General features: G+C 68.5%; 14 protein-coding genes and 1 pseudogene. 4 read left to right on the plus strand and 11 right to left on the minus strand.

Annotated elements, in window-relative coordinates:
* Positions 1 to 27 precede the first annotated feature (27 nt).
* Entirely contained in the window at positions 28 to 1,041 is a 1,014-nt protein-coding gene (locus VHAB30_RS14070) for a sugar ABC transporter substrate-binding protein (protein ID WP_159277430.1), read from the minus strand.
* 466 nt (positions 1,042 to 1,507) lie between these two features.
* Between VHAB30_RS14070 and aspT (VHAB30_RS14075) the strand changes: the two genes are divergently transcribed.
* The 3 genes from aspT (VHAB30_RS14075) to VHAB30_RS14085 all read left to right on the plus strand — a co-directional run bounded on the left by aspT (VHAB30_RS14075) (position 1,508) and on the right by VHAB30_RS14085 (position 6,660).
* Positions 1,508 to 3,196 (plus strand): aspartate-alanine antiporter, encoded by a 1,689-nt coding sequence (gene aspT / locus VHAB30_RS14075; protein ID WP_159277431.1) that lies wholly within the window; start codon positions 1,508 to 1,510, stop codon positions 3,194 to 3,196.
* Positions 3,197 to 3,269: 73 nt separating this feature from the next.
* Complete coding sequence (gene aspT / locus VHAB30_RS14080) at positions 3,270 to 4,958, plus strand: aspartate-alanine antiporter (RefSeq protein ID WP_062475727.1); 1,689 nt, start codon at positions 3,270 to 3,272, stop codon at positions 4,956 to 4,958.
* Between the two features lie 55 nt (positions 4,959 to 5,013).
* Positions 5,014 to 6,660 carry a bifunctional aspartate transaminase/aspartate 4-decarboxylase gene (locus VHAB30_RS14085; protein WP_159277432.1) on the plus strand — a complete coding sequence of 549 codons (1,647 nt, stop codon included), beginning with the start codon at positions 5,014 to 5,016 and terminating at the stop codon, positions 6,658 to 6,660.
* 33 nt (positions 6,661 to 6,693) lie between these two features.
* On the opposite strand, the gene VHAB30_RS14090 is transcribed toward VHAB30_RS14085, so the two are convergent.
* The 10 genes and pseudogenes from VHAB30_RS14090 to VHAB30_RS31340 all read right to left on the minus strand — a co-directional run.
* Positions 6,694 to 8,862 carry a LamG-like jellyroll fold domain-containing protein gene (locus VHAB30_RS14090; RefSeq protein ID WP_159277433.1) on the minus strand — a complete coding sequence of 723 codons (2,169 nt, stop codon included), beginning with the start codon at positions 8,860 to 8,862 and terminating at the stop codon, positions 6,694 to 6,696.
* Between the two features lie 104 nt (positions 8,863 to 8,966).
* Positions 8,967 to 10,142, minus strand: a complete 1,176-nt coding sequence (locus VHAB30_RS14095) for an MFS transporter (RefSeq protein WP_235926652.1) — start codon at positions 10,140 to 10,142, stop codon at positions 8,967 to 8,969.
* 17 nt (positions 10,143 to 10,159) lie between these two features.
* Positions 10,160 to 11,272, minus strand: coding sequence for a chorismate synthase (aroC, locus tag VHAB30_RS14100; protein WP_159277434.1), 1,113 nt, complete (start codon positions 11,270 to 11,272; stop codon positions 10,160 to 10,162).
* 33 nt (positions 11,273 to 11,305) lie between these two features.
* Entirely contained in the window at positions 11,306 to 11,491 is a 186-nt protein-coding gene (locus VHAB30_RS14105) for a hypothetical protein (protein WP_062475744.1), read from the minus strand.
* A 54-nt stretch (positions 11,492 to 11,545) separates the two neighbouring features.
* A complete protein-coding gene (locus VHAB30_RS14110; protein WP_159277435.1) occupies positions 11,546 to 13,129 on the minus strand; it encodes an MFS transporter in 1,584 nt (527 codons plus the stop codon).
* Positions 13,126 to 13,494, minus strand: coding sequence for a YciI family protein (locus VHAB30_RS14115; RefSeq protein ID WP_159277436.1), 369 nt, complete (start codon positions 13,492 to 13,494; stop codon positions 13,126 to 13,128). Before VHAB30_RS14115 ends, VHAB30_RS14110 begins: the two co-directional genes overlap by 4 nt.
* Positions 13,491 to 13,871 (minus strand): YciI family protein, encoded by a 381-nt coding sequence (locus VHAB30_RS14120; RefSeq protein WP_159277437.1) that lies wholly within the window; start codon positions 13,869 to 13,871, stop codon positions 13,491 to 13,493. Before VHAB30_RS14120 ends, VHAB30_RS14115 begins: the two co-directional genes overlap by 4 nt.
* 72 nt (positions 13,872 to 13,943) lie before the next feature.
* Complete coding sequence (locus tag VHAB30_RS14125; RefSeq protein WP_235926654.1) at positions 13,944 to 15,218, minus strand: RNA polymerase sigma factor; 1,275 nt, start codon at positions 15,216 to 15,218, stop codon at positions 13,944 to 13,946.
* Positions 15,215 to 15,697, minus strand: a complete 483-nt coding sequence (locus VHAB30_RS14130) for an SRPBCC family protein (protein ID WP_308789335.1) — start codon at positions 15,695 to 15,697, stop codon at positions 15,215 to 15,217. The genes VHAB30_RS14125 and VHAB30_RS14130 overlap by 4 nt, the downstream gene beginning before the upstream one ends.
* A 149-nt stretch (positions 15,698 to 15,846) precedes the next feature.
* Positions 15,847 to 16,134: pseudogene (locus VHAB30_RS31340) on the minus strand (ArsR/SmtB family transcription factor); the annotation flags it as partial.
* On the opposite strand from VHAB30_RS31340, the gene VHAB30_RS14140 reads away from it, so the two are divergent.
* Positions 16,133 to 16,555: a cupin domain-containing protein gene (locus tag VHAB30_RS14140; protein WP_159277439.1), complete on the plus strand. Its 423-nt coding sequence runs from the start codon at positions 16,133 to 16,135 to the stop codon at positions 16,553 to 16,555. The pseudogene VHAB30_RS31340 and the gene VHAB30_RS14140 overlap by 2 nt on opposite strands.
* Positions 16,556 to 16,576 lie beyond the last annotated feature (21 nt).

Here is a 16,576-nt window from a genome sequence, read left to right on the forward strand (position 1 = left end):
ATATGCCTCCCTATAGACCGGGGCCGTTTACTTCTTGCCCCAGCACAGCTCGGTGCCGGTCTTGGTGTCCTTGCTGTCGACGCCGGCCACGCTCTTGCCGGCGATGAGCGTCACGCCGGTGTCGACGTAGCCCGAGGCCTTCTTGCCGGTCTTGGCGAATTCGACGCCCGCGGCCACGCCCATGGCGGCCATCTTCAGCGGGTACTGCTGCGAGGTCGCGGCGATGATGCCGGCGGCCGTGTCCTTGATGCCCTGGCAGCCGCCGTCGACCGAGACGATCATCACGCCCTTCTCCTTGCCCGCGCGCTTGAGCGCGTTGTAGGCACCGGCCGCGGCGGGCTCGTTGATGGTGTAGACCAGGTTCACGTTGGGCGCCTTCTGCAGGCAGTTCTCCATCACGGTCTGCGCCTTGGCCTGGTCGCCGAAGCTGTCGGCCATGCAGACGATCTCGGGCGACTTGGACAGCTCGTTCGACTTGGCGTCGTTGGCCGGCAGGCCGAAGCCCTTCATGAAGCCGTTGTGGCGCTGCGCGCCCACCGGGTGGCCCGGCAGCAGGTCGAGCGCGACGATCTTGGGCGTCTTGCCGGCCATCGCGGCCTTGGCGTATTCGCCGATGAGCACGCCGGCCGTGTAGTTGTTGGTGGCGAAGAGCGCGTCGGTCGCGTCCGGCGGATCGGCCGGGCTGTCGAGCGCGATCACCTGCACGCCCTTGTCGCGCGCCTTCTTGATGGCCGGCACGATGGCCTTGGCGTCGCTGGGCGTGATGAGGATGGTCTTGGCGCCGGCGGCGATCATGTTTTCCATCGCGGTGATCTGGCCCGCGTTGTCGCCGTCGGCCTTGCCAGCGCCCGACAGCAGCTTGGCGCCGAGCTTCTTGGCCTCCTCCTGCGCGCCCTCTTTCATCTTCACGAAGAAGGGGTTGGTCTCGGTCTTGGTGACCAGGCCGATGACGGGCGGGTCGGCGGCCAGGGCCGTGGACGTGGCCGATGCGGCAAGGGCCAGGACGGCCAGGGCGGGAACGAAGCGCGGGCTGATGAACATGAGGTTGTCTCCTTCAGGGGGCGGGCGCACAGCGCCTGCCGTACTTGCTATGGAACCGGATGACCACCCGCCAACGAGCGGGAAGGCATTCGGACGAGGGGGACTATCGAGCAGTCGACCGACTAAATCAAGCAACTTGAGTTATCGAAAACCCGAGGCCGGACAGGTTCGTGCGGTCAGAGCTGACTGCGACGGAGGATTCCGTGCAGCGCGTAATTTGTAATTCAAACGGCCTCGTTTCTATTGCCTCTCGCTCAATTCTTTTCTGATTTTGACAATTGTCATGGATGTTGATTTATCGTCATCGAAGATGCAAAGAATCGGCAATTCGCAAAACGAAAAATAAAGTTTTCGCTGGAGCTCCACCACTCGCCAGCCGTTGATGCCAATGGATGCAGTGCTCCTTTTTTCGTTGCGATCCGCCGACCCGCTCGAATGAACAAATAACCCGGAGGGATCGCGGCAGATGTTCGGCCACCTTGTGGAAATACTCAGAAACAGTCCGGAGATCGCATTGTTTCTGGTGCTGTGCATCGGCTACGCGGTGGGCCAGATCCGCTTCGGCCCGATCCAGCTGGGCGGCATCTGCGGCACGCTGATTGCTGCGCTGGTGGTCGGCCAGCTGGGCATCCGGCTCGACGACAGCGTGAAGAACGTGTTCTTCATGCTCTTCATCTTTGCGCTCGGCTACGCGGGCGGCCCGCAGTTCTTCGCCAACCTCGACGCCAAGGGCTTGCGGCTGGGCCTGCTGTGCCTGGTCGAGGTGGTGGTGGTGCTCGCGCTGGTGCTCGGCGCCACGGTGCTGCTCTCGCTCGACCGCGGCACCGCCGCCGGTCTGATGGCGGGCGCGGCCACCGAATCGGCGGTGGTGGGCACGGCGACCGACGCGATCTCGAAGCTGTCGCTCCCCGCCGCCGAGATCGCGCAGCTGCAGGCCAACGTGGTCACGGCCTACTCCATCACCTACGTCTTCGGGCTCATCGCCATCGTGGTGGTCACGAGCCAGGTGTTTCCGCTGCTGCTGCGCGTGAACCTGCGCACCGAAGCCGACAAGCTCTGGAAGACCATGGGCGGCGGCGCCGACGACCCGGACGCCGCCAGCGCCACGCCCGAGATGGTCGGGCGCGTGTTCCGCGTCACCGTGGGCCGCGGCCGCTCGGTCGGCGAGCTCACGTCGATCCTCGGACGGCAGGCCAGCATCGAGCGCGTGGTGCGCGACGGCCAGAGCCTCGCGGTCGAGCCCGACTTGCACCTGCGCGTGGGCGACCAGGTGCTGGCCATCGGCCGGCGCAGCGCGCTCGTCAACGTGGGCGAGCTGCTGGGCCGCGAGTTCGCCGACACCACCGCCTTCGACACCGTGGTCGAGACCACCGAGGTCGTTGCCAACCGCCGCGAATGGTTCGGCCGCGGGCTGCGCATGCTGGAAAACGAGTTGCCGTCCGCCGTGCAGGTGATCGGCGTGGCGCGCGACGGCCACGCCATGCCGCTCGTGAACGACCTCACGCTGCAGCGCGGCGACGTGCTCCAGCTCTACGGCCCGGCGCCCGAGGTGGCGAGCGCCATCGTGCAGGTCGGCGACCGCGTGATCGCCTCCACGCGCAGCAACATCAGCTTCGCCGCTGCGGGCATCCTGCTGGGCGTGTTCATCGGCAGCTTCAGCGCGAAGATCGGCGGCATTCCGTTTTCGCTCGGCACCGGCGGCGGCGCGCTGCTCACGGGGCTGGCCTTCGGCTGGTACCAGTCGAAACACCCGCACCGCCTGAGCGTGCCGGCCGACGCGCTGGCGCTCATGAAGGACCTGGGCCTGGCCACCTTCATCGCCTGCGTGGGCCTGGCCTCGGGGCCGCAGGCGCTGGCGCTGGTCCAGAAGTTCGGTGTTGCGCTGCCGCTGGTGGGCATCGCCGTCGCGGTGGTGCCCGCCAGCATCTCGCTCTTTGTCGGCCACCGCCTGCTCAAGCTCGAGGCGCCGGTGCTGCTGGGCGCCATCGCCGGCCAGCAGTGCAGCACGCCCGCGCTCAGCGCCGTGCAGAACGCCGCGGGCAACGCCACGCCGCTGCTGGGCTACACGATCACCTACGCCATCTCGAACGTCGTGCTGCCGCTGATGGGCCCGCTGATCGTGGCCCTGGCCGGCCTGGTGCAGCACGCGAAGTAAGACAACGACCCGAGACGCTCCACGCCCTTCTCTTCTCTCTTCTTCTCATTGATGCCTTGAAAGGACTTCCTCTATGGAATGGCTGCATGAACTCTTCAAGAAGTCGCCCGAAATGGCGCTCTTCCTCTCGCTGGCGGTCGGCTACTGGATCGGCAAGATCAAGTTCGGCAAGTTCCAGCTCGGCGGCGTCGCCGGCTCGCTGCTGGTGGCGGTGATCGTCAGCCAGGTCGGCGTGCAGATCGACGGCGGCGTGAAGGCCGTGCTGTTCGCGCTGTTCATCTACGCCGTGGGCTTCGAGAGCGGGCCGCAGTTCTTCAGCTCGCTGGGCAAGCAGTCGATCAAGGAGATCATCCTGGCCGCCGTGATGGCGGCCACCGGCCTGGCGACCGTGGTGGTCATGGCCAAATTGTTCGGGCTCGACAAGGGCCTGGCGGCGGGCGTGGCGGCCGGCGGCCTCACGCAGAGCGCCATCATCGGCACCGCGGGCGACGCCATCGGCAAGCTCGGCCTCGCCGCGGCCGAGACCGCGCGGCTGCAGGGCAACGTGGCCATCGGCTATGCCGTGACCTACGTGTTCGGCTCCTTCGGCGCGATCATCGTGTGCGTCAACATCCTGCCCAAGCTCATGGGCCGCAGCATCCGCGACGACGCGATCGCGGCCGAGACCGCGATGCAGGCCGGCGTGAAGGTGCTCGGCCCCGACCAGGAAGAAGCCGCGCCCTCGCTGGTCGGGCGCATCTACCAGCTCACGAGCGACCCGCAGCGCACGGTGGCCGACATCGAGAACGCCAACCCGGCCACCACCATCACCATCGAGCGCGTGAAGCGCGACGGCAAGTTCGTCGAAGTCAGCCCCACGCTCGTGCTGCGCCAGGGCGACTACGTGCTCACCGTGGGCCGGCGCGATGCCGTGGTGGCGAGCGCGCCGCTGCTGGGCAAGGAGGTCGACGCGGTCGACGGCATGGAGCTGACGCTGAACAAGCGCGAGATCGTGCTCACCAACAAGGACTTCGGCGGCAAGACCGTCGACCAGATCCGCCAGGCCACCGCCGGCGGCGTGCGCCACGGCATCTTCGTGGTGCAGCTCAGCCGCATGGGCCAGGTGCTGCCGATGAAGCCCGACACCGTCGTGCAGGTGGGCGACCTGGTGTCGATCTTCGGCGCCGAGCAGGACGTGAAGCGCGTCGCCTCCCTCGTCGGCGACGTGATCGTGCCCAGCGCCAAGACCGACTTCGTGTACCTGGGCGCGGGCCTGGTGGTGGGCCTCTTGGTCGGCCTGCTGAGCGTGAAGATCGGCGCCATCCCGCTGACGCTCGGCGCCGGCGGCGGCGCGCTGCTGTCGGGCCTGCTGTTCGGCTGGTACCGCGCGAAGAAGCAGACCTTCGGCGCGCTGCCGCCCAGCGCGGTGCAGCTGCTGAAAGACCTGGGCCTGGCGGGCTTCGTGGTCGTGGTCGGCCTGACGTCGGGCCTGCAGGCCGTGCAGACCATCAAGGAGCTGGGCCTGACCATCTTCGGCGTCGGCGTGGTCGTCACGCTCGTGCCGATGATCCTCACGATGCTGTTCGGGCGCTACGTGCTGCGCTACGACAACACGGCCGTGTTCGCGGGCGCGCTGAGCGGATCGCGCAGCGCCAACCCGGCCTTCGGCGAAGTGCTGGGCAAGGCCGAGAACGCCATTCCCACCGTGCCCTTCGCCATCACCTACGCGCTGGCCAACGTGTTCCTCACGCTGCTGGGGCCGCTGATCGTGGCGCTGGTCTGAGCACCGCGCCTTCCCTTTTCTTTCTTCTTTCTTTTTATCAACCAAGGAGTACTCCATGGATTTCGGCGACGTGAAAAAGCTGGGCGGCCTGAGCCCGTTCGAACTGAAGGATGCGCTGATCCAGGTCGCACGACAGAGTGACCGCCTCATGCTCAACGCCGGCCGCGGCAACCCGAACTTCCTGGCCACCACCCCGCGCCACGGCTTCTTCCAGTTCGGCCTGTTCGCCATGACCGAGGCCGAGCGCTCGTACATCTACATGGCGGACGTGGGCGGCTTTCCGCAGCGCGAGGGCATCGAGGCGCGCTTCGAGCTCTTCGCCAAGTCGCACGAGGGCGAGCCCGGCGTGCGCTTCATCGAGGCCGCCGTGTCCTACGTGCGCGACCAGCTGGGCCTGTCGGCCGGCGACTTCATCTACGAGATGTGCGAGGCCATCCTGGGCTGCAACTACCCGGTGCCCGACCGCATGCTGCGCCTGACCGAGATCGTCGTGGGCCAGTACATCCACAAGGAAATGATCGGCACCCACCCCTTCGTGGGCAAGTTCGACATGTACGCGGTGGAAGGCGGCACCGCCGCCATGACCTACCTGTTCAACAGCCTGCGCGAGAACCACCTGCTGTCGCCCGGCGACACCATCGCGCTGGGCATGCCGATCTTCACGCCCTACATCGAGATCCCGCACCTGAACGACTACCAGCTCATCGAAGCACTGATCGACGCGCCGCCGGAGAACAACTGGCAGTTCACCAAGAAGGAGCTGCAGAAGCTGCTCGACCCGAAGGTCAAGGCCTTCTTCCTGTGCAACCCGAGCAACCCGCCCTCGGTGAAGATCAGCGACGAAGTGCTGGGCTACATCGCCGACATCGTGAAGCAGCGGCCCGATCTCATCATCCTGACGGACGACGTGTACGGCACCTTCGCCGACAACTTCCTGTCGCTGTTCGCGATCTGCCCGCAGAACACCATCCTGGTGTATTCGTTCTCGAAGTACTTCGGCGCCACCGGCTGGCGCATGGGCGTGGTCGCCACGCACGAGGACAACATCCTCGACCGCAAGATCGCCGCCCTGCCCGAGGCCAAGCGCCGGGAACTCGACGCGCGCTACAGCTCCATCACCACCGAGCCGCGCAAGCTGAAGTTCATCGACCGCCTCGTGGCCGACAGCCGCACCGTGGCGCTGAACCACACGGCCGGCCTCTCCACGCCCGTGCAGGCGCAGATGGTGATGTTCTCGCTGTTCTGCCTGATGGACGAAGGCGAGACCTACAAGAAGTCGATGAAGCACATCGTCTTGCGCCGCAAGGAAGCGCTGTACCGCGAACTCGGCCTGCCCCTGCCGCCCGACCCGAACTCGGTGAGCTACTACCACCTGCTCGACCTGCAGGACATCGCCACGCAGATGCACGGCGAGCGCTTCGGCAAGTGGATTCTCACGAAGCTGCAGCCGAATGAGGCGCTGTTCCGCATCGCCGCCGAAACCAGCATCGTGCTGCTGCCCGGTCGCGGCTTCGGCGGCAAGCACCCCTCGGGGCGCGTGTCGCTGGCCAACCTCAACGAGTACGACTACGCGAACATCGGGCGCTCGCTGCGCAAGATGGCGTCGGAGTACTTTGCGGTGCTCGAGAAGGAGACTGGTGGGAGCGGCAAGGGTGCCGCCCCCGCCAAGGGCAAGCCGGCGAAGGCCGGGAAGAAGAAGTAGCCCTTCTCCCGGGCTACCGGCCCCGCAGGGCGCTCAGCCCGCCCTGCGCGCCGTCAGCCACTGCGACGGCGCCAGGGCCGCAGCCACCACGCGCACCTCGCCGATGTGGCCGAAGAAGCCGTCGGCGCGCGCACCGTCCCACGAGCCGCCGCCCACCACCCATTGCGAGGTGGCCCCGACCGAAGCCAGGCCCTGCGCCGCCGCGACGTTGCGCAGCACCGGCGCGCCTTCGACGTACATCGTGGTGTCGTGCGACACCGGGTCGTTGACGATCGCGATGTGCACCCAGCGGTCGGCAATGACCTCGCCCGACCAGTTGGTCTTGGCCCGGGGCGTTCCCGCCGGACTCGGCACGACCTCCCATTGCACTTCGCGCAGGCTCGAGATGGCGAACAGCATCGGTGGTGCCTCGGCATCGCCCAGGAAACCAGGCAGGTCCTCGCTGCGACCGTCGCGCGTCATGATGTTCATCCACGCGTGGTCCTTGCTGGTCCAGGCCTTGTCGATCTTCACGAAGGCTTCGACGGTGTAGCCCTGGTCCAGCGTGTGCGCGTTGATCGGCGCTGCCGGGTCGGTGAGGAAATAGCTCATCCGAGGCGGTGGATTCTTGTTGGTGTTGAGGAAGCGCACCGAGCCCGGCGCGGCCGAGAGGCGGTGGCGGTCGTCCGTCCAGATGATGTCGCCGTCGGTGGCATTGCGGATGACGCTCTGGTTCAGGGCATCGCGGCGCAGCGGATTGGTCCCCGTCACGTCGGCGATCACGGTGCCCGGCAGCACCGGCTGGTTCACCGCACCGCCGACGAAGCGCCAGTGCGCCAACGTGTTCGCGACCTTGGGGTAGTCCTCCGCATCGGCGGCGGGCCGCTGCACGGTGGCTTCGGGGTCCTTGTAGTTGGCCAGGATCAGCGCCTTCGCCTGCTCGACCAGCGACTGCTCGACCGTGGCCTCGCCCGCGGCAAAGCCCTTGTTGAAGCCGGCGAAGCGCTGCGCGAAATCCATCTCGATGGTGAAGGCCTCGTTGGGCGTGGTGAGCACGGCCTGGTCGAAGGCGTTCAGCGTGGCGGCGGGCTTTTGCGGCACCCAGGGCGAGAACGACAGCACCTTGATCTGCTTGTTCGTCAGGTCGAACTCGTACAGGCGCATCAGGCCGTTGCCGCCCTGGTAGGCCATCTGGTAGTCGACCACCATCTCCTCGACCTTGTGGCCGAAGTCGTTGGTCTTCGTGAGGTGCGCGGCGCCGTGGTGGTGGCCGTTGAGCGTCATGAAGATCTGGTCGTTGTCGCGGATCAGCTTCTCCCACAGCATCTTGCCGTAGTCGGTTTCCAGCGGGCTGGTGCCGTCGGGGGCGATGTTGAGCAGTTGGTGGTTGACCAGGATCACGGGCAGCGTCGGGTTCTTCGCGATCACCTGCCGCGCCCACGCGATGCCCGCGTCGGACACGCGCCACGACAGCGACAGCACCATGAACTTCTGACCCTGCGCCTCGAACACGTGGTACTCGTGGAAGCCGCTGGTGTCGCGCGCGCCGAAGGTGGCCTGCTTCTTGGCGCGCTCGGTGCCGAACCACTGCAGGTAGGGCTCGGCAGCCAGGTTGCGGGCGGCGTCGGTGCCGTTGACGGGGTCGACGCCGTAGTCGACGTCGTTCAGCACGTCGTGGTTGCCGGCCAGCACGCTGTAAGGCAGCTTCGCGTCTTCGAGCACCTTCATGGCGGCATCGGCCACCTTCCACTGGTCGGGCTTGCCGACCTGGTCGACCACGTCGCCGAGGTGGATGGTGAAGGGAATGTGCAGCGCCTTGGCGTTGGCGGCGATCCACTTCGTCTGCGCCGCGAAGGGCGCGCTGCCGAAGCGCTTGTCGTACTGGTCGCTCTCGGCGGCGGTCGCGTAGCGCGCGTAGAACTGGGTGTCGGGCATCACGGCCAGCGCGAAGCTCGAACGCTTGCTCACGACGGGTTCTGGCGCGGGCGGGTTGGGCGCCGGTGCGGGGACGGGCAGCGGGCCGAAGCCGGCGCTGCCGCCACCACCACCGCCGCAGGCGGCGATGAGGGCGCTGCTGCCGCCGACGGTGAGCAGGGAGGCGCCGAGCTTGAGCATCTGCCGACGCGGCGGGACGCGTTCGGTGTCGGGAGCGGAGGGGGAAGAAGAAGAAGACGGGGAAAGCGGAAGCGCGCGTGCGCCGCGCGGATCGACGGAATCGGACATGACAAGAGAAAACGTTGGGAAGCACCCAGCGTAGGTCGCGGCCATGACTCGGTCATGTACGCCCCATGACACTTCACCCCGGAAGCGCCCTCCCCGAACCGTGCTCAGGCCTTGGCCGCGCGCCCCGACGGCTCGAGCACCACCATCCGCCACGCACACAACGTCCCTGCCACCGCCAGCAACGCCGCCAGCGCGAACATCGTGCGGTAGCCCAACTCCTGCGCCACCGCCCCACCGAGCAGCACGCCCAGCACGCCGCCGAAGCCGTAGCCGATCACCGTGAACAGCGCCTGCCCGCGTCCGCGCAGGTGGCCGGGGAAGCGGCGCGACACCACGGCGATGCAGGCCGTGTGGTGCGCCGCGAAGCTCAGCGCATGCAGCCACTGCGCGATGACCAGCGCCGCGATGAAGCCGCCGAGCCCGGCCGTGAGGCCGAGCCGCGCCACGCCGGCGATGCCGCACACCAGCATCCAGCGCGGCATCGGCAACAGGCCGATGAGCCGGCCCTGCAGGAAGAACCAGACGATCTCGGCCACCACCGACAGCGCCCACAGGAGGCCGATGGTGCTCTTGCCGTAGCCGATCGAATCGAGGTACAGCGAGAAGAACGCGTACACCGAGAAGTGCGACATCACCTGGAAGAACAGCGACGCGAAGAACCAGCGCACGGCGGGGATGCGCAGCACGGGGCCGATGGGTTCCTTCACGGCGTCGTGCGCGGCCGGCGGTTCGCGCAGGTCGGGCAGCTTCATCGTCGCGAGCAACACCACGGCCAGCGTGCCGGCGGCCCAGTACGGAAAGTGCTTCATGCCGAAGCGCTCGAACCACTCGCCCGCGACGAACACGGTGACCAGGAAGCCGGCCGAGCCGCACAGGCGGATGCGCCCGTAGCGCCCCCAGTCGCCCGCGACGATCTGCGCCATGGCCGCTTCGGTGAGCGACATCATCGAACTGGTGTGCGTGAACATCACGAGCAGCACCAGCGCGAGCCACCAGGCGCCGCCATGCCACCACAGCCCGAAGGAGCTGGCCAGCGCCACCGCGGCGCTGAAGCGCAGCAGCTTCACGCGCTGGCCGGTGTGGTCGCTGAGCGCGCCCCAGGCATAGGGCGCGAAGACGCGCGTGATCGATTGCACCGAGGCCAGCAGGCTGATCGTGAAGATCGGCAGGCCCAGGTCCTTGAGCCACAACGGCAGGTACGGATTGAAGAAACCGATGTGCGCGAAGTAGCTGGCCGACAGGCCAGCGAACGCCAACAGGTGGCCGCGCCCGGCGGCCACAGGTGGCGGCGTCGACACTACAGGAAGGAGGACTGCGGCGACGCAGCTTCGCTCTTCTCGACGGGCGGGTTCACGTCGCCGCACTGCGCGCGGTTGCGCAGCACGTGCTCCATCACCACCAGCGCGAGCATGGCTTCGGCGATGGGTGTGGCGCGGATGCCCACGCAGGGGTCATGGCGGCCCTTGGTGATGACTTCGACGGGGTTGTTGTTCACGTCGATGGACTGGCGCGGGCTGATGATCGAGCTGGTGGGCTTGATCGCGATGCTCACCTCGAGGTCCTGCCCCGAGCTGATACCGCCCAGGATGCCGCCCGCGTTGTTGCTGAGGAAACCCGTCGGCGTGATCGAGTCGCCGTGCGTGGTGCCGCGCTGCGTGACGCTGTCGAAGCCGGCGCCGATTTCCACGGCCTTCACGGCGTTGATGCCCATCATGGCGTAGGCGATCTCGGCGTCGAGCTTGTCGAACAGCGGCTCGCCCAGGCCCACGGGCACGTTGGTGGCGGTGACGCGGATGCGCGCGCCGCACGAATCGCCGGCCTTGCGCAGGCGGTCCATGTAGTCCTCCAGCGCGCTCACGTCGGCGATGGGGGCGAAGAAGGGGTTGTTCGGGACGTGGTCCCAGTTCTCGAAGGGAATGGCGATCTCGCCGATCTGCGTCATGCAGCCGCGGAACACCATCCCGTATTTTTCGGCCAGCCACTTCTTGGCGACCGCGCCGGCCGCGACCATGGGCGCGGTGAGGCGCGCCGAAGAACGCCCGCCGCCGCGCGGATCGCGGATGCCGTATTTCTTCCAATAGGTGAAGTCGGCGTGGCCGGGGCGGAACTGCTGGGCGATCTGCCCGTAGTCCTTGCTGCGCTGGTCGGTGTTCTGGATCAGCAGCGCGATGGGCGTGCCGGTGGTCTTGCCCTCGTACACGCCGGACAGGATCTGCACCGCGTCGGGCTCGTTGCGCTGGGTGACGTGGCGGCTGGTGCCGGGGCGCCGGCGGTCGAGGTCGCCCTGGATGTCGGCCTCGCTCAGGGCCATGCCCGGGGGGCAGCCGTCGATCACGCAGCCGATGGCCGGGCCGTGCGACTCGCCGAAATTGGTGACCGCGAAGAGAGTTCCGAAGGTGTTGCCGCTCATGGCGGGGATTATCCCCACAAAGCAGCAGCCGACTCAGTCGGTGGTGTTTTCCATGCGCTTGGCGAGCGCGCCGAGCTGCAGCTCGATGCTGAACAGCCGCTCGTTCAACACCGCCGTCTGCAGCCGGATCGCCTCGACGATGGCCTTGGTCTGCGGGTCGGAGGTGCTGTCGGACAGTTCCGCCAGGTCATGCAGCTTCTTGCGCAGTTCGTTGCTCATGGGGCCTCCGTTCGGTCGTGGAATGCGTCGTGGAAGCCCCAGTATGGAGGCTCGTCAACGCTCCGGCAATGCGGCGCCGCCCGGGGGTACGGCGACCTCTTCCGCATGCGACGCGCCCACGCCGCGCAGCCGCACCGCCACCAGCACGCCGACGAACAGCAGCACCACGGCGCACAGGCCGGCCACCAGCCGCAGGGCGCGCAATAGCGCCTCGCGCCCGGCGTCGAGCAGTGCGGCGCCCGTGGTACCGGGCAGTTCCCCGGCCAGCGCGACCGCCCCGCCCAGCGTGCTGCGGGCGGCTTCGACCGCGGCCGCACCGGCCAGCCCGGCCGGCACGGCGTCGGCCATGGCCGCCCGGTAGATCGCCGCACCGACGCTGCCGAGGATGGCGATGCCCAGCGCCCCGCCGAACTCGGAGCTGGTCTCCGAGATGGCCGAGGCCACGCCCGCGCGCTCCGGCGGCGCGCTGCCCACGACCAGGTCGGTCGCCAGCGTGAACACCGGCGCCAGGCCGAGCGAAGAGATGACCGCGCTCGTCACCATCCAGGCCAGCCCGCCCTGCGCGGGCAGCAGCACCAACATGCCGAAGCCCAGCGCCGCCACGCCCAGCCCGCCGCCCATCACGTAGGCCGGGCACAGGCGCCGCGTGAGCGCGGGCACGATCATCGAGCCGACGATGAAGGCGCCGGCGCCCGGCATGCTCCACAGGCCCGCCGCCAGCGGCGGCAGGCCGAGCACCAGCTGCAGGTACTGCGCGTTGTACAGAAAGAGCCCGAACATCACGAAGCAGGCCAGCATGTAGGCCCCCAGCGAGACGCTGAAGGCCGGCAGCCTGAACAGGCGCAGGTCGATCATCGGGTTGGCCAGCCGCCCCTGCCGGCGCGCGAACAGCCAGCCCAGCAGCGCACCGGCCGCGATGGCCAGCAGCGACACCGCGTCGGGCCCGTGCTCGGCCACCTGCTTGATGCCGTAGATGGCCGCCAGCACCGCGCCCAGCGAGAGCGCCACGCTGGCCAGGTCGAGCGCGCCCGCGTCGGGGTCGCGGTACTCGGGCAGCAGCCAGGGGCCGAGCGCCAGCAGCAGCACCATCACCGGCACGCCGATGAGGAACACCGAGCCCCACGGAAAGAACTGCAGCAGCACGCCGCCCAGCACCGGGCCGATGACGGCGCCGGCCGAGTAGCTCGAGATCCACACGCCGATGGCCACGGTGCGCTGCGCCGGGTCGAGGAACATGTTGCGGATCAGCGAGAGCGTGGACGGCGCCAGCGTCGCCCCCGCCACGCCCAGCAGCGCGCGCGTGGCGATCAGCATGTTGGCGCTGGTCGAGAAGGCCGCGAGCACCGAGGCCACGCCGAACGCCACCGCGCCGATCAGCAGCAGCCGGCGCCGCCCGATGCGGTCGCCCAGCGTGCCCATGGTGACCAGCAGGCCAGCCACGAAGAAGCCGTAGATGTCGACGATCCACAGCAGCTGCGAGGCGGTCGGCTTGAGGTCTTCGCTGATCGACGGGATCGCCAGGTTCAGCACCGTGAGGTCCATCGAATAGAGCATGCACGGCAGCGCGATGACGGCCAGCCCGGTCCATTCGCGCGCCGTGGCGCGGGCGGGTGCCGCCCGGTCGGGTGCGCCGCTCATGGGCCGGCTCCGCTGTCGCTTGCCGACCAGGCCTTGCGCACCTCGATGCTGCTGAAACGCGCCGAGGGAATGCCGGCCGCGAGCTGCAGCGCTTCTTCTTCGCTGTCGGCCTCGACCAGGTAGAAGCCGCCCAGCTGCTCGCTGGTTTCGGCGAACGGCCCGTCGGTGACCGAGAGCTTGTCGTTGCGCATGCGCACCGTGACCGCCGTGCCGGCCGGCTGCAAGGCCTCGGCCACGACGAGCTTGCCGAGCGCCTGCAGATGGGCGTCGTAGTCGATGTGTTCGTTGATGTAGTGGTCCATGTCCTGCGCCGAGAAGTGGCTCGTCTGCGCGTCGGTTCCGTAGATCAGGCAAAGGTATCTCATGCGGCATTCCCCTCGGGGTTTTCGATCATTTCAATGACGTCGATGGGACGCACCTCGATGGCGCCGTAGCGCGCCATCGGAATGCGGCCCGCCAGCTGGATCGCGGCGTTCAGGTCGCGCGCCTCGACCAGGATGAAGCCGTACAGCTGCTCGCGCGCTTCGGCATAGGGGCCGTCGACGTGCGAGCGCTGGCCCTGGCGCACCTGCACGACCTTGGCGGCGCGCACCGGGCTCAGCGCCTCGGCGGCGATGAAGTGGCCGGCGGCTTCGAGCAGGCGGTCGTAGGCCATCGAATCGGCGTTGAGCGCGCGGCGCTCGTCGGGCGGCAGCGCGCGAAGCACCGCTTCGTCGCAGTGAACGAGGCAGAGGTATTTCATGCGGAATCTCCTTGCAGATGTGAGTGAGGACATCACTGGTCGAACGGCGACGGCCGGAATCGACAAGGCGCGTCAAAAATTTTTCGTGTTCGGCAGCGAAGCCAGCTGCCGCTCCAGGAATTGCCGCTCGGGCTGCTGGCGCACCAGCGACAGCGCCTGCAGATAAGCCTCACGTGCTTCGTCGGTGCGGCCCAGGCGCCGGCACAGTTCGGCGCGCGCGCCATGCGCCAGGTGGTAGCGGGCCAGCTCGCCGCGCGCGAGCAGCGCGTCGATCAGCGCGAGCCCCGCCGCCGGCCCGTCGCGCATCGCCACGGCCGCGGCGCGGTTGAGCTCGGCCACGGGCGAGGGATCGAGCCGCAGCAGCACGTCGTACAGGCCGACGATCTGCGGCCAGTCGGTGGCGGCGGCCTCGGGTGCTTCGGCGTGCACCGCGGCGATGGCGGCCTGCAAGGTGTACGGGCCGAAGCGGCGCGACAGCAGCGCGCGCTCGACCAGCGCCGCGCCGTCCCCGATCTGCCCGCGGTGCCACAGGCTGCGGTCCTGCGCGTCGAGCAGCACGAGCTCGCCCTGCGCCGAGGTGCGCGCGGCACGGCGCGCGTCGTGCAGCAGCATCAGCGCGAGCAGGCCCAGCGCCTCGGGGTCGGGCAGCAGTTCGGCCACCAAGCGCCCGAGCCGGATCGCCTCGGCCGAGAGGTCGGCGCGCGTCACGCTCTGGCCCGACGAGGCCGCGTAGCCTTCGTTGAACACGAGGTACACCACGCGCAGCACGGCATCGAGCCGTTCGGGCAGCTCGGCCAGGCCCGGCACCTGGTACGGAATGCCGGCCTCGCGGATGCGCGCCTTGGCCCGCACGATGCGCTGCGCGATGGTGGGCGCGGGCACGAGGAAGGCGCGCGCGATCTCCTCGGTCGCCAGCCCGCAGACCTCGCGCAGCGTGAGCGCCACCTGGGCGTCGGGTGCGAGCGCGGGATGGCAGCAGGTGAAGACCAGGCGCAGGCGGTCGTCCTCGAGCGCGTCGGCATCGGGGTCGGCCTCGTGCCAGGCGGGCGCGGGGTCGGCCAGCGTGTCGGTGTGGGCGGTGGCGTCGTCCCACGCGGTGAAGCGCGCCTGCCGGCGGATGCCGTCGATCGACTTGAAGCGCCCCGCCGACACCAGCCAGGCGCGCGGGTTGGCCGGCACGCCTTCGCGTGGCCATTGTTCGAGCGCGGCGCGAAAAGCGTCGTGCAGGGCTTCCTCTGCCAGGTCGAAATCGCCCAGCAGCCGCACCAGCGTGGCGAAGATGCGGCGCGACTCGCTGCGGTAGATCGCGTCGAGCGTGTCGGCGATGGCCGTCGGTTGTGCCGTCACCCGGTGTCGCCGGCGAGCAACCAACTCTCGAGCTTGACGAGGGAGCCGGTCCAGCCATGGCCGTGGCCGTCGCGCGCCGCTTCGTCGAAGAACTGCTGGTGCATGAGCACAAGCTCGCAGCCGCCCGCATCGGGCTCGAGCTGCACGGTGACACGCGATTCGCGCTCGGGCGTGCTGCGCCAGGCCCAGCTGAAGACCAGCCGGCGCTCGGGCACGACCTCCAGGTAGGTGCCGCTCACGTCGTGCGTCTCGCCGTCGGCCGCCAACATGGTCACGCGAAAGCGTCCGCCCACGCGCAGGTCGACCTCGGCCAGCGGCACGTCGACGATTTCCTCGGGGCCGAGCCAGTGCTTCAGCGCTTGCGGGTCGGTCCACGCGCGCCAGACTTTGGCGGGGCTGACGCGGAAGTGCCGGCGGAGCGTGAGCGAGGGGCGATCGGTGCCGGGGCCGGCGGTGTCGCCGGGGGAAGGTTTCGCCATGCGGTGTCCTCCTGGTGGTAGAGAAAGCGCGCCAGGGCATCGAGGCGGCCGGTCCAGAACTTCTCGTAGCGCGAGAGCCACACGGCGGCCTCCTGCATCGGGCCCGGCGACAGCTCGCAGCGCACGACGCGGCCCGCCTTCGTGCGCGAGATGAGGCCGGCGCCTTCGAGCACGCGCAGGTGCTTCATGAAGCCGGTCAGCGACATGCCGTGCGGTTCGGCCAGCTCGGTCACGCTGAGGCCGCCCTCGCCCAGCGCTTCGAGCACGCTGCGGCGGGTCGGGTCGGACAGGGCCGCAAACACGGCGTCCAGGGCATCTGAGTGAACCATGCGGTTGAGTATCTGGAGCGGCCCGCAGGCCGTCAAGCAATGGGCCGTGCGCAGGAACGGTTTATGCATGCTGCATCGCAGCATCATCCCCCGCGAAGGAGCGCCCATGCTGGACCGAACCGCCACCCAGTTCTCCCACGTCAAGCCCGGTGACACCGACTACGTCTCGGGCGGGTTGCGAGACTTCTTCCTGTACCGCGACCTCGGCATTGCGGCCGCCACGCACGGCAAGGTGATCGCGCACCTGGTCAAGGCCAACATGGCACCGGAAACGGGCACCGGCTGGCACCGCCACGAGGCGGACTTCCAGATCGTCATCATGCTCAAGGGCTGGGCGCGCTTCATGTACGAAGACAAGGAGACGCGCGTCGAGGCCGGCGACGTGGTGCACCAGCGCCCCGGCATCCGCCACTTTCTCTTTGACTATTCGCCCGACATGGAGTACCTGGAGATCGTCTCGCCGGCCGACTTCAAGAGCATCGATGTCGAGCCCGTGTGCGAGATTCCGCCGCCCACGCCCTGGCCCTGAACCCGCTGCCAGCGCGGCTTC

The organism is Variovorax boronicumulans (genome assembly GCF_009811375.1).
In the GTDB taxonomy this organism is placed as follows: domain Bacteria; phylum Pseudomonadota; class Gammaproteobacteria; order Burkholderiales; family Burkholderiaceae_C; genus Variovorax; species Variovorax boronicumulans.